This window comes from Cellulomonas sp. ACRRI, assembly GCF_022346185.1.
Classification (GTDB): domain Bacteria; phylum Actinomycetota; class Actinomycetes; order Actinomycetales; family Cellulomonadaceae; genus Cellulomonas.
Window position 1 is genome coordinate 1 of the sequence record NZ_JAKRMS010000128.1, and the last position, 12,247, is coordinate 12,247.

The following is a 12,247-nucleotide window of genomic DNA, read 5'->3' on the forward strand; positions in this document are numbered from 1 at the left end:
GGCTGACACGGCGGGGCGCGCGGGGCGGTGGGCGCGCCCCGCCGTGTCAGCCCAGGCGCGGGGCGCCGAATGGCACCCGCTGCGCCAGGTCGCGCAGGACGTGCAGCAGGATCCGGTTGAACGCGACCGGCGCGTGGCTGTTCACGTCGTGGCCGGCGTTCGGCACCACCCACTGCCGGGCGCCCGGGTGCGCGCCGAGGTAGCGGCGGGCACCGAACCGCAGCGGGTCGCGGGAGCCGTTGACCAGCCAGACCGGCAGCGCGAGCCGGCGCAGGTCCTGCACGGGGGTGTACCCGTGCAGCGCGCTCAGCATGTCCGTGACCACGTGCCAGGTGCCGCCGCCCAGGCCCAGCGCCTGCACCACCCGGCGCGACGCGCGGCGGTAGGCGCTCAGCGGCTTGCCCTTGAGGTCGGTCGAGCAGCCCGCCAGCACGACGCCGGCGAGCCGGTCCTCGTGCCGCGCGGCGTACGCGAGCGACATGTACCCGCCGAGCGACAGCCCGACGAGCAGCGGCGGCTCGGCGCAGGTGCGCACGGCGGCGTCGATGGCGGCGAGGCCGCCCTCGAACGTCAGGCGCTCGTGGGCACGGGTGCCGTGGCCGGGTAGGTCGATCGCGATCGTCGGGTGGCCGCCCTCGGTGAGGGCGCGGACCTGGTCGTCCCAGATCTTCGACGAGGTGCGGGTGCCGTGCACGAGCACGATGGGGTGCGGCTGCTGCTGGGGGAGGGACATGCGCCGTTCCGGGGGGAGGGTGCGCGGCCGTCCGTGGCCGGGCGAGGGCTCCGCGGCGGTGGTCCGGGCCGCGGGATCTCCCTCCACGGTAACCGCCGAACCTGGGACGCGCCTGAGGCGTGAGGCGGATCACCCGGGTGACCCGCGCCACCCTCCGCCGGCCCGCAGGTCAGACGCCGAGCAGCCCCCGGCGGTGCGCGATCGCGACCGCCTCCGCGCGCCCGCCGGCGCCCAGCTTGTCCAGCACGCGGGACATGTGCACCGACACCGTCTTGCCGCTGATGTAGAGCCGCTCGCCGATCTGCCGGTTGCTCAGGCCCTCGGCGGCGAGCGCCAGCACCTCGGACTCCCGGCCCGTGAGCACGTCCGTGCCCCCGGCCACCACGCCCGGGACGTCGAGCCGGCCGCGGCGCGCGAGGTCGGTGACGGCGGTGACCAGGGGGGCGGCGCCGACGGCCCGTGCCTCGGCGAGTGCCGCCGCGGCCTGCGTGCCCGCGGTGGCGCGGTCTCCGACGCCCAGCAACGCCTCGGCGTGCCGCCAGCGGGTGCGCGCGAGCTCGTACCGGTAGCCGTAGTCGAACTCGGCGACGGCGGCGGCCCACGCGTCCGGGTCGGCGACGCCGAGGAGGCGCGCGTGCTCGGCGTGCGCCCGGGCCAGCCAGGCGCGTCCCTCCGGCCCGAGCTGACCGCCGCGCGGTCGGCCGCGGTCGGCGGTGACGACGGCACGGTTGAGCAGCCGGGCGCCCAGGTCGAGCCGCGGTCCGGGGTCCCGGCCGGCGAGCCGGTCCGCGGCGGCCTGGTCGGCGAGCGCGGCGATCCCGAGGGCCGACAGCCAGATGCCGCCGAGGAAGTAGTCCGACCACACCCGGCTGATCTCGTCGATCAGCTCGTGCGCCAGGGCGACCGCCTCGTCCAGCCGGCCCGCCCAGGTGAGGGCGTCGACCGCGCAGCCCCCGGCGATGAGCGTGATCATCGTGTCGTCGTGCTGGCCGTGCAGCAGCGAGAGCCCGCGCTCGGCGGCGTCGGTGTCGCCGCGGGCCACGGCCGCGTACATCTGCACCCCGTCGACCGCGGACGCGGCGCGCGGCGGCCCGGGGTCCGCGCTCGGTGCGGGCGGGGTGAGGTCGCCGCGGGCGTACCGGACGATCTCCGCGAACAACCGGAGCTCGACGCCGTAGGCGCTCCAGGTCAGCCCCGACCGGGCCGCCAGCTCCAGGCCGACGGCCGTGGTCGCGGCGGCCTCGTCCAGCCGGCCCGCGTAGTACCGGTTGGCGGCGAGGTTGTACGTGCAGCGCAGCTCGGTCGTGGTGTCGCCGGCGTCCCGGGCGCGGTGCAGGGCCACGGTCAGCAGGTCGGCGGCGCGGTCCCGGTCGTCGACGACGAGCACGGCCAGCGAGATCAGCGCGTCGGCCTCGGCGTCCACCGCGCCCGCGGCACGGGCCTCGTCGACGGCCGCGGCCGCCGACACCTCGGCCTGGTCGTCCAGGTCGGAGTTCAGCGCGGCCCGGGCGTGCGTGGCGAGCGCCCAGGCGCGGGCCGCGTCCGGGGTCCCGCCCAGGTCCGCCAGCGCCTCGAGGGCGCGGTCGGTCTCGCGCAGCGCCTCGTCGACGCGCTCCGCGCCGAGCAGGTGCCGGGCGAGGGTGGTCCGCAGCGCCGCGACCCGGCGCGCCTCGGCGCCGTCGGCCGCCGCCGTGCCCCGGGGCTCGACCGCCGCGACGGCCTCGCGCGCCATGGCCACCGCGCGGTCGCTGAGGCCCGCCCGTCCCCCGGCCGCCGCGGCGGCGAGCAGCACGTCCACCCGCTCCTCGCCGAGGTCCGCCGCGGCCGTGGGGACGCCGGGCCACAGCCGGAGCACCGTCTCCAGGTGCCGCAGCTCCTCGGCCGGCGCCAGCACCCGGCCGGCCTCGCGGGCGGCGTCCCGGGACGCGAGCAGCGCGAGCCGGTTGTCGTGCGACAGCAGCGCGTGGTGCGCGCGTTCCGCGGGCGTGGCGAGCGACGGGTCGGCACCGGCGGCCAGCAGGTAGTCCCGGTGCAGCGCGACCTGCTCGCCCGGGAGCAGGTCGGCGTACACGGCCTCGGCGAGCAGCGCGTGCCGGAACGCGATGCGGCGGTCCTCGCCCACCAGCACGTGGTGCGCGACGGCGTCCCGCAGCGCCGCGTCGAACGCCGCGTGCCGGGCGGGGTCGTCGGCGGTGCCCGCGACGACCGCGCGCAGCAGCGGCTCGGCCACCCGCCGCCCGGCGGCCGAGGCGGCGCGCACGAGCCGCTGGACCTCGGGGTCGAGCGCCTCCAGCCGGGCGCGCAGCACGTCGGCGAGGGTGCCCGGCAGGTCGGCGCCGGCGCCCCGGGCCTCGGTGAGCTCCTCGGCGAAGTACGCGTTGCCCTCGGAACGCCGCTGGATCCGGCGCAGCGCGGCCTCGGGCAGTGGCTGCCCGGCGAGCCCGGTGGTGAACGCGCGCAGCTCCTCCGGCGTGAACGGCGGCAGGTCGATCCGCTCGACGCGCGGGTGCCGCCCGAGCTCGGCCAGCACGGGGCGCAGCGGGTGCCGGCGGTGCAGGTCGTCCGCGCGGTAGGACCCGATGAGCAGCACCGGCTCGGCGCGCAGCCGCGCGACGAGGAACCGGAGCAGGTCGCGGCTCGAGGAGTCGGCCCAGTGCAGGTCCTCCAGGACCAGGACCAGCGGCCGCTCCGGGGTCCCGGCGGCGGCGAGCGCGGCGGCGACCCCGTCGAAGAGCTGCAGCCGCTCGGCCTGCTCGTCGCCGCCGGTGCGGGCCGCGTCGGCCGGCACCGCCGCGCCCGACGGCAGCAGCCGGCGCAGCGCGGGCCGGGTGGCCACCACCTCGGCGACGCCCGGGCAGTCCGCGTCGACGACCTGGTGCAGCGCGTCGGCGAACGGCAGGTAGGGCAGGCCGATCTCGCCCAGGTCGATGCAGTGGCTGATCACGACGGTGGCCCCGCGCTCGGTGGCGAGGCGGGCGGTGTGCGTGAGCAGCCGGGTCTTGCCGACCCCGGCGTCCGCCCCCAGCAGCACGAGCCCCGGCTCGCCGGCCGCGGCGCGCTCGACGGCCGCGAGCAGCGCCGCGACCTCCTCGTCGCGCGCGACGAAGGGTGCGCGTCCCACCGACCGGCTCATGAGGTCGATGGTCGCAGCCGCCACCGACACGCGTCCCCTCCTTCTGCCGTCGGCGGATCAGCGGCGTCCGCGCCGCCAGCGCCAGCCCAGGTCGGACCCGCGCACGGCGGCGCGGACGACCTCCTGGCGGTAGGCCACCTCGGCGTCGAGCGCCGGGCCCCAGATGGTGTCCATGTCGGTCTCCCCTGTGGTGCGTGCCCCGCCCCGGTGGAGGCGGTGGCGTGCCGGGTCCTTCCCGGCAGGAACCACACTGGTGCTGAGGCCGGGTGCGCCGGATCGGTCGACCGACCAGTCCCCGGGACCGGTCGGGGCGGGACGGCGGCTGAGGCGGCACTGAGGCGCCCCCGGACGGCCTGAGGCGCGCCTGAGGCGGGCCTGAGGTGCCCGGTCGCGTGCCGCGGCACGACCCGCGGCGCGACCCACGGCGCGACCCGCCCCGCGGGCCGGCGACCGGCCCGGTCGTGCGAGGCTCGGTCCATGACCGCCACCACCGGCCCCCGGCCCGCGCCCGCGCGCGACGTGCTCGACGAGGTGTTCGACGCCGTCCTGTTCGACATGGACGGCACGCTCATCTCGTCCACCCGCTCGGTCGAGCGCTGCTGGCTCCGGTTCGCCGCGGAGTTCGGGGCGCCGACCGCGGACCTCGCGCCGTTCCGGTTCCACGGCGTCCCCGGCCGGGACATCGTCGACCTCCTGCTGCCCGACCGGGGCCCTGAGGAGCGGGCCGCCGCCCTCGCCCGGGTGGTCGACCTCGAGGTGTCCGACACCGAGGGCATCGAGGTGCTGCCGGGGGCGGCCGACGCCCTGCTGCTCGGCGCGGCGGGGCGCGCCGCCGTCGTCACCTCCTGCGGGGCCCGCCTGGCCGCCGCCCGGATCGCCGCGGTGGACCTCCCGGTGCCGCCGACCGTGGTCACTGCCGACGACGTGGAGCGCGGCAAGCCCGACCCGGAGCCGTACCGCGCGGGCGCCGCCCGGCTCGGCGTGGACGTCCGGCGCTGCCTGGTCGTCGAGGACGCCGAGTCCGGCGTGCGGTCCGGGCGCGCCGCGGGGGCGGCCGTCCTCGCCCTCCGGACGACCGAGCCGGACGGGCCGGGCGGCGGCGCGGACCTCGTCGTGGCCGACCTGTCCGCCGTGCGGTTCGAGGTCACCGGCGCGGGCGTGCGCGTGCGGCCGGCCTGACCCTGCGGCTCCGGGCGCCCGGGGTGGGCCCGGACCGGCTCCCGCCGCCGGTCAGGGTGCCGATCAGGGTCCGGCCAGGGTCCGTCCCGGATGTGCGCCGCGAGCGGGACCGGCACCGTAGGGGGTGTCGCGGAGCACCGCGGCGCACAGCGGCACCCGACGGGAGAGAACGACGATGACCGGCATCTACGAGTCCCTGTGGCGGAGCGGCCTGGTCCGGCCGCTGGACGGCCGGGTCCTGGGCGGCGTCTGCGCCGGCCTCGCGCGGCGGTTCGGCATCGACGCGTGGCCCATGCGCTGGCTGTTCCTGATCGTGCTGGTCGTCCTGCCGGGCAGCCCGCTGCTGATCTACCCGCTGCTGTGGATCTTCATGCCGGGCGAGGAGTGGGTCGCCCGGGTGCACGGGCCGTCCGCGTACGCGCAGGCGTTCCCCGGCGCGCGGCCGGGCTACCCGGCTCCGCAGCAGCCGCCGTACGCGCAGCAGCCCCCTTACGCGCAGCAGCCGCCCTACGCCCAGTCGTCCCCGTACGCGCAGTCGTCCGCCGACGAGCAGTCGTCCCCGTACGCGCAGTCGTCCCCCGGCGCGGGCGAGCAGCCGCCGGCCCCGCAGCCGCCCACGGCCCCGCAGCCGCCGCAGGACCCCGCGGACGACCCGCGCTGACCGTCAGCCCAGCAGCACGTTGTACCGCGGGGCCGGGAGGAGGGACCCGGTCTCGCGGAGCCACCGCGGGGACGCCTCGACGGGGAACGCGGTGACCGGGCGCACGCCGCCCGGCCCGACCCACCCGTACACCAGCGCCCCGCTCCCGACGCCCTGCGCACGGACCACCACCGTGCGCAGGGCGTCGGCCGTCCCCGGGACGGCGTCGTCCCGGGCCAGCAGCGCCCCCGCGGGGTCCGTGAGCACCGGGAGCACCGCGTCGGTCACCCGCTCCAGCAGCGTCCGGCCGTCCGGGCGGTGCCAGGGGAGCAGGTGCCGCGGGTCGAGCCCCAGCGCCGCGGCCAGCGCGCCGCCGGTCCACCGGTCGCGCTTGCGTCCGAACGGCGTCGCGGCCGTCGAGAGCAGGTAGCCGTACACGTGGGCCAGGCCGGCGTCGGTGCCCGGGAACTCGACCGGCAGCCCGGCGCGGCGCTGCAGCCAGGCGAGCACCCGCTCCGGCACGACCGGGGCGCCGGTCAGCTCGTCCACGACCGTCGACCGGCCCCACCGGCCGAACGTCCCGCGCTCGCGGTCGTCGTCGACCTGGGCGGCGAGCCACCCGACGGGCCCGTCGGGGCGCAGGACGCGGTCGGGGTCGTCCGCCGCGCCGCGGGCGGCGTCGTCGAGGGCGCGCAGCGCGGCGGCGTCCAGGGCCTCGGAGGCGGGGGCTGCGCCGGGCGAGGCGACTGCGCCGGGGGCGGTGCGCGTGCGGGAGACGTCGTCGGGCACGGCGGCACGCTAGCCGCGCGTCCCGGCGCCGATCCGCTGCCGGCACCTACCCGGCGGCTGCCAGGGCGAGTGTTCGCCCGCCGTTCACCGGTGTTCACCCGCCCGTGGTCATCTCGTCCAGAACCGACCAATAGCGTGGACGATGCGTCCAGACGGGCGTGACCCACCGGGCGACCCGCCCCCGCACGTCAGGCGATCCGTGAGCCGTACCGAGACCCTCGTCCTGCTCGACTTCGACGGCACCGTCGCCGTCGGGCACGGGCCGGTGCACGCCTACGCCCGTGCCGCGGCGGCGAGCCTGGCTCCCGACGCCCGCCGGGCGTTCCTCACCGAGGCGGTAGCGGCGGTCGAGCAGCTGGGCGACCCGGCCCCGGCCGGCCGGCGTGCGGGGCGCGCCGGCGACCGCGGCGGGTCCGGCGACGGCCTGCTGCCGCTCGACGGCTACGACCTGGTGCGCGTCCTCGCGGAGCAGCACGGAGTCGGCCCGCTCGCGCTGTCGGCCGCCTACCTCGCGAGCCGGCACGCCCTCGGCACCGACGACGCCCCGGTGGCGGCCCCGATGGGCCTGGCCGCCGTGCTCGCGGAGGTCCGCACCGAGGCCACCGTCGTGCTCGCCACCAACGCCCCGGCCATCCGGCTCCGGGAGACCCTCGCGGCGCTCGGTCTGGCCGGCCTCCTCGACGGCGTGCTGACGGAGGTCGGCAAGCCCGCGGGCATGGCCGCCGTGCTCGACCGGCTCGGCGTCGCCCCGGCGGGCCCGGTCCGGGCGCTCAGCGTCGGCGACGTCTGGGCGAACGACCTGGCGCCCGTCGCCGCCCGCGGTCACGCGACCGCCCTCATCTCCCGGCGCCCGCCGCCGGAGGCCCGCCCCACGTGGACCGTCCCCGACCTGCCGGCGCTCTACCCGGCGCTCCGGGACTGGGTCCGCGCGGGCGGGCGCACCGCACCGTCCGAGTCCCAGCCCCAGCCCGCCCGGGTCCCCGCCCGGGTCACGACCGAAGGATGACCATGTCGAAGCACGTCCTGCCCGGCGCCGCCCTGCTGGCCGTCGCCGCGCTCGCCCTGTCGGCCTGCTCCGGCGACGCCGAGGCCTCGCCGTCCGCCGCCGAGACGGCCGCCGACCCCACGTCGCTCACCCTCGCGCTGGTCCCGTCGCAGGACCAGGACGGCCTCGTCGACACCGCCAAGCCGCTCACCGACCACCTCACCGAGGAGCTCGGCATCGAGGTGACCGGTGTGGTGTCGAAGGACTACCAGGCCGCCGTCGAGGCGATGGGCGCGGACCAGGCCCAGATCGGCTTCCTGCCCTCGCTGCAGCTGTGGCAGGCGTCGGACATGTACGACGCCAGCGTCGTCCTGCAGACCGAGCGCAACGGCAACATCTCGTACCCGGCGCAGTTCATGACCAACAACCCGGACAAGTACTGCGAGGACGAGCCCGTCGAGCGCGACGGCATGCTGTTCTGCAACGGCGCCGACGCCCTGCAGGGCCCCGCGGGCCTGGACTCGATCACCAAGGTCGAGGGCGCCAAGGTCGCCCTGCTCGGCCCCGCCTCGCCCGCCGGCTACATCTACCCCGTCCTCGCGCTGCAGGAGGCCGGTCTGGACACCGACGCCGACATCGAGCAGCTGCCGGTGACGGCGAACGACGCCTCGGTGCTGGCCGTCTACAACGGCGACGCCGAGGTCGGCTTCTCGTTCTGGGACGCCCGCACCATCGTCGCGAGCGACACCCCGGACGTCGGCCAGAAGGTGGTCGTCTTCGCCCTGACCGAGGAGATCCCGAACGACGGCGTCGCGCTCGCGGCCTCCCTGTCGCCCGAGCTCCAGGACCGCATCACCACGGCGCTCGAGGACTTCTCGAACACCGAGGAGGGTTCGCAGGTGCTCACCGACATCTACTCGATCTCGAAGCTCGCCCCGGCCGACCCGGACTCGCTCGACGTCGTCGCCCGCGCGGCGGAGAAGCTCGGTCTGCAGTGAGCGTCGGCCTCCGGGCCGCGTCGGGCGGCGCTGCCGCGGCGGACTCCGCCGCGGCGGCGCTGCCCGCTCCGTGGCCCGTCCGGATGCGCGACGTCGTCGTGCGGTACCCGAACGGCGTGACCGCGCTCGACGGCGTCTCGCTCGACCTCGAGCCGGGCGAGATGGTGGCCGTCGTCGGCCTGTCCGGATCCGGCAAGTCGTCGATGATCCGCACCCTGAACGGCCTGGTGCCGGTCACCTCCGGCACTGTCGAGGTCGGCGGCCACGACGTGACCGCGGCCCGCGGGCGGGCGCTGCGCGCGCTGCGCGGCGAGGTCGGGATGATCTTCCAGAGCTTCAACCTGGCCGGCCGCGCCTCCGTGCTCCAGAACGTCCTCGTCGGCCGGGTCGCCCACGCGCCGACCTGGCGCACGCTGCTCGGCGCGCACACCGCGCAGGACAGGGCCGTGGCGTACGAGGCGCTGGACCGCGTCGGCATGCTCGACCGGGCCTGGCACCGCGCCGCCCACCTGTCCGGCGGGCAGCAGCAGCGCGTCGCCATCGCCCGGGCGCTGGCCCAGCAGCCGCGCGCCGTGCTGGCCGACGAGCCCGTCGCCAGCCTCGACCCGCCCACCGCGCACGGCGTCATGTCGGACCTGCGCCGGGTCAACCGCGAGCTCGGCATCACCGTCGTCGTGAACCTGCACCTGCTCGACCTCGCCCGGGAGTACGGGACGCGGCTGATCGGGCTGCGGGCCGGGCAGGTCGTCTACGACGGCGCCGCCGCCGACGCCAGCGACCGGGTGTTCGAGGACATCTACGGCCGGTCGATCCGCCCCGACGACGTGCTGGGCTCGTGAGCGCCGCCGACGTCGCCGCGCCCGTCCGCCCGGGGCGCGCCGGGCGCCCCGCCCCGGTGCCCCCGCGGCGTCCCGCGGGGCGGTGGAAGGCCGCCGCCGGCTGGGCCGCCGTGCTCGCGGTCACCGCGCTCACGCTCGCCCCCGGGATCGGCGTCGAGGTCGACCTCGGCGCGATGGCCCGGAACTGGCGGAACGGCGCGGACAAGATCGTCGCGCTGCTCCAGCCCGACTGGTCGTTCTTCCCGCGCACCGTCGAGCCGCTGCTCGAGACGCTGCAGATGGCCGTCATCGCCACGGCCGTCGCCGGCGTCGTCGCCCTGCCGCTCAGCCTGTGGGCCGCGCGCACCACCAACCCGCACCGGGCCCTGCGCGGCACCGTGCGGGCCGTGCTCAACGTCGTGCGCGCCGTGCCCGACCTGCTCTACGCGTCCGTGCTCGTCGCGATGGTCGGCGTCGGCGCCCTGCCCGGGATCCTCGCCCTCGTGCTGTTCGACGTCGGCATCGTCGTCAAGCTGGTGTCCGAGCAGCTGGAGGCCGCCGACACCGGCGCGCTCGAGGCGGCCCGCGCGGCGGGCGGCACCCAGCTGCAGGTGAACCGCTCCGTCGCGGTGCCGGACATGATGCCCGGCTTCTGGAACCAGCTGCTGTACGTCCTGGAGCTCAACGTCCGGGCGTCCTCGGTGCTCGGCCTGGTCGGCGCGGGCGGCATGGGCCTGCTCATCGACGCCGTGCGGTCGTTCTACCGGTACGACCAGCTCTCGCTCATCATCCTGGAGATCCTCGTCGTGGTGCTCGTCCTCGAGGCCGTCAGCAGCGCCGCCCGCCGGAGGCTCACGTGACCGCCCCCGCCGCGCCCGCCGCCACCCGCCCCGGCCGGGGCGCCCCGCCCGTCGGCGCGGTCGTCCCGCCGCCGCGCCCGTCCCGGCTCGCGCTCCGGGCGCTGTCCGCGGCCGTCGTCGTGGTCGTCGTCGCCGCGTTCTGGTCGGTCGACATCTCCTGGGGCCGGCTCGCCGACCTGCCGTCGGAGGTCGTCCGGTACCTGTGGCTGATGTTCAGCGCCCCTGACTGGTCCGCGCTGCCCGAGGCGCTGCGCCAGACCTGGCGGTCCGTCGCGATGGCCTGGCTCGGCACCGTGCTCGGCATCCTCGTCGCCACGCCGCTCAGCCTGCTCGCCGCCCGCGGCCACGGGCCCGCGCCGGTGCGCGGCGCGCTGCGCCTGGTGTTCGCCGTGATCCGCGCCGTGCCGGAGATCATCATCGCCATCGTGATCCTCTCGGTCACCGGCCTCACCCCGCTGACCGGCGCCCTCGCGCTCGCGGTCAACGGCGTCGGCACGCTCGGCAAGTGGGGCTACGAGGCGATCGAGGGCATCGGGCGCGGCCCGGTCGAGGCGGTCCGCGCGGCCGGCGGCTCCGGCGCCCACGTGCTCCGCTGGGGCGTGTGGCCGGAGGTGCTGCCCGCGTTCGGGTCCTTCTGGCTGTACCGGTTCGAGATCAACGTCCGGTCGTCCGCCGTGCTCGGCCTGATCGGCGTCGGCGGCATCGGTGACATGCTCACCTCCTACACGCAGTACCGGCAGTGGTCGACGGTCGGCGTGCTGCTCATCGTGGTCGTGGTCGTCACGGTGGCGATCGACGCCGCGTCCGGAGCCCTGCGCCGCCGGATCATGGAGGGAGCCCGTGCCCGTGCCGTCCAGCCCTGACCTCGTCGCGCACCCCACGGTGCGGATCGCCACCGCGCTGCCCACCGTGCTCGCCAGCGAGCGCCGGGTGCTCGAGGAGGTGCTGCACCAGCCCGAGCGGGTCGTGGAGAGCACCGCGCAGGAGGTCGCCGACCGGGTCGGCGTCGGGCGGTCGACCGTCGTGCGTGCCTGCCAGGCCATCGGCTACAAGGGCTACCCCCAGCTACGGGTGGCGCTCGCGGCCGAGCTCGCCCACCGGGACGACGAGGTCGACTACGGGTCGAGCGCGCTGGGCCGGCTCCGCGCGGACATCGCGGCGCTGGCGGCGGCCCTGCCGCAGGTGACAGCCGTCCTCGACGAGGACACCGTCGAGCGGGCCGTCGGCGTGCTCGCCGGGTCCCGGCGGCTGCTCGTGCTCGCCAACGGCCTGTCCGCGCCGCTGGCCACCGACATGGCCATGCGGCTGACCGCGGTCGGCCGGCCCGCCGACTTCGTCGCCGACTCCATCGGGCAGCAGATCGCCGCCCGCGGGCTCGTGCCCGGGGACGGCTGCGTGGTCCTCAGCGGCTCCGGGGCGAGCGAGGCGACGCTCAAGGTCGCGAGGGCGGCGCGGCAGGGGGGCGCCGCCGTCGTCGCGGTGACGTCGTTCCGCGGGTCCCCGCTCGGGGAGCTCGCCGACGTGGAGCTGGTCGTGGCACCCGCCGCCACGACCTTCCAGCACGAGCTGGAGCGCACCTCCCGGATCGCCCTGGCGGTGCTCGTGGAGTCGCTCGTGGGGGTCGTGGCGGCGCGGTCGGGGTCGGTCGCGCAGGAGACGCACGACCGGGTGCTCCACATCCTCAGCGACAACCTCGCGGACTGAGGCGAGGGCTCCCGGCGGACCGCCGCGGGGTCAGCCCAGGACCTCGACCTCGACCTCCCACGCGAGGTCGTCGAGGATCTCCGCCGCGTGCGTGTTCGCGGCACGGACCGCCGTCTCCAGGTCCGGGGCCTCGCCCCGGAGGTCGAACGTCACCCGGCCCGGCCCGACGAACCCCGGCGGGGCGTCGTCGCGCAGCGCGCCGAGGGCGTCGGCCATGCCGGCGCGGGTCTCGTCGTCGGGCACGTCGGGGACGGTGAGGTGGGCGACGTAGTCGGGCATGGGGGACATGGTGCCGGAGGGCACCGACAGGGCTCGCCGGGGCAGCGGACGGAGCGCCGCCGGGGCAGCGGGCGGAGCGCCGCCGGGGCAGCGGGCGGAGCGTCGCCGGGGCAGCGGGCGGGGTGTCGC

At 77.3% G+C, this 12,247-nt stretch carries 12 protein-coding genes; 8 read left to right on the forward strand and 4 right to left on the reverse strand.

All coding sequences use genetic code 11. The annotated features are described in order from the left end of the window. Positions 1-46: 46 nt before the first annotated feature. Together MHY85_RS17535 and MHY85_RS17540 are read right to left on the reverse strand one after the other, a co-directional pair. The gene (locus tag MHY85_RS17535) at positions 47-733 is read right to left on the reverse strand and encodes an alpha/beta fold hydrolase (protein WP_239198785.1); all 687 of its coding nucleotides are present in this window, start codon (positions 731-733) and stop codon (positions 47-49) included. A gap of 169 nt (positions 734-902) precedes the next feature. Next, positions 903-3,896, reverse strand: a complete 2,994-nt coding sequence (locus MHY85_RS17540) for an AAA family ATPase (RefSeq protein ID WP_308191422.1) — start codon at positions 3,894-3,896, stop codon at positions 903-905. A 447-nt stretch (positions 3,897-4,343) separates the two neighbouring features. On the opposite strand from MHY85_RS17540, the gene MHY85_RS17545 reads away from it, so the two are divergent. Together MHY85_RS17545 and MHY85_RS17550 are read left to right on the forward strand one after the other, a co-directional pair. Beyond that, positions 4,344-5,045: an HAD-IA family hydrolase gene (locus tag MHY85_RS17545; RefSeq protein ID WP_239198788.1), complete on the forward strand. Its 702-nt coding sequence runs from the start codon at positions 4,344-4,346 to the stop codon at positions 5,043-5,045. Positions 5,046-5,220: 175 nt separating this feature from the next. After that, the gene (locus MHY85_RS17550; RefSeq protein WP_239198791.1) at positions 5,221-5,706 is read left to right on the forward strand and encodes a PspC domain-containing protein; all 486 of its coding nucleotides are present in this window, start codon (positions 5,221-5,223) and stop codon (positions 5,704-5,706) included. A 3-nt stretch (positions 5,707-5,709) separates the two neighbouring features. Here MHY85_RS17550 and MHY85_RS17555 read toward each other — a convergent pair whose 3' ends face one another. Beyond that, complete coding sequence (locus tag MHY85_RS17555; RefSeq protein ID WP_239198794.1) at positions 5,710-6,474, reverse strand: amino acid deaminase; 765 nt, start codon at positions 6,472-6,474, stop codon at positions 5,710-5,712. A gap of 199 nt (positions 6,475-6,673) precedes the next feature. Here MHY85_RS17555 and MHY85_RS17560 point away from each other — a divergent pair, with 199 nt between their 5' ends. The 6 genes from MHY85_RS17560 to MHY85_RS17585 all read left to right on the forward strand — a co-directional run bounded on the left by MHY85_RS17560 (position 6,674) and on the right by MHY85_RS17585 (position 11,839). Further along, positions 6,674-7,480 carry a hydrolase gene (locus tag MHY85_RS17560; RefSeq protein WP_239198797.1) on the forward strand — a complete coding sequence of 269 codons (807 nt, stop codon included), beginning with the start codon at positions 6,674-6,676 and terminating at the stop codon, positions 7,478-7,480. Between the two features lie 2 nt (positions 7,481-7,482). Next, positions 7,483-8,457, forward strand: a complete 975-nt coding sequence (phnD, locus tag MHY85_RS17565) for a phosphate/phosphite/phosphonate ABC transporter substrate-binding protein (RefSeq protein WP_374233974.1) — start codon at positions 7,483-7,485, stop codon at positions 8,455-8,457. Positions 8,458-8,540: 83 nt separating this feature from the next. Further along, positions 8,541-9,296, forward strand: coding sequence for a phosphonate ABC transporter ATP-binding protein (phnC, locus tag MHY85_RS17570; RefSeq protein WP_239198809.1), 756 nt, complete (start codon positions 8,541-8,543; stop codon positions 9,294-9,296). Further along, on the forward strand, positions 9,293-10,135 hold the full coding sequence (gene phnE / locus MHY85_RS17575) for a phosphonate ABC transporter, permease protein PhnE (RefSeq protein WP_308191423.1): 843 nt from the start codon (positions 9,293-9,295) through the stop codon (positions 10,133-10,135). The genes phnC and phnE (MHY85_RS17575) overlap by 4 nt, the downstream gene beginning before the upstream one ends. Beyond that, positions 10,132-10,998, forward strand: a complete 867-nt coding sequence (phnE, locus tag MHY85_RS17580; RefSeq protein WP_308191424.1) for a phosphonate ABC transporter, permease protein PhnE — start codon at positions 10,132-10,134, stop codon at positions 10,996-10,998. The genes phnE (MHY85_RS17575) and phnE (MHY85_RS17580) overlap by 4 nt, the downstream gene beginning before the upstream one ends. Next, the gene (locus MHY85_RS17585) at positions 10,982-11,839 is read left to right on the forward strand and encodes a MurR/RpiR family transcriptional regulator (protein ID WP_239198803.1); all 858 of its coding nucleotides are present in this window, start codon (positions 10,982-10,984) and stop codon (positions 11,837-11,839) included. The genes phnE (MHY85_RS17580) and MHY85_RS17585 overlap by 17 nt, the downstream gene beginning before the upstream one ends. A gap of 30 nt (positions 11,840-11,869) precedes the next feature. Here MHY85_RS17585 and MHY85_RS17590 read toward each other — a convergent pair whose 3' ends face one another. Next, positions 11,870-12,118, reverse strand: a complete 249-nt coding sequence (locus tag MHY85_RS17590; RefSeq protein ID WP_187365313.1) for a hypothetical protein — start codon at positions 12,116-12,118, stop codon at positions 11,870-11,872. Between the last annotated feature and the right edge of the window lie 129 nt (positions 12,119-12,247).

Excerpts from the sequence above, each read along its gene's own strand:
- MHY85_RS17535 (WP_239198785.1), bottom strand. The coding sequence starts at position 733 with ATGTCCCTCCCCCAGCAGCAGCCGCACCCCATCGTGCTCGTGCACGGC.
- MHY85_RS17545 (WP_239198788.1), top strand. The coding sequence starts at position 4,344 with ATGACCGCCACCACCGGCCCCCGGCCCGCGCCCGCGCGCGACGTGCTC.
- MHY85_RS17550 (WP_239198791.1), top strand. The coding sequence starts at position 5,221 with ATGACCGGCATCTACGAGTCCCTGTGGCGGAGCGGCCTGGTCCGGCCG.
- phnD (WP_374233974.1), top strand. The coding sequence starts at position 7,483 with ATGTCGAAGCACGTCCTGCCCGGCGCCGCCCTGCTGGCCGTCGCCGCG.
- phnC (WP_239198809.1), top strand. The coding sequence starts at position 8,541 with ATGCGCGACGTCGTCGTGCGGTACCCGAACGGCGTGACCGCGCTCGAC.
- MHY85_RS17590 (WP_187365313.1), bottom strand. The coding sequence starts at position 12,118 with ATGCCCGACTACGTCGCCCACCTCACCGTCCCCGACGTGCCCGACGAC.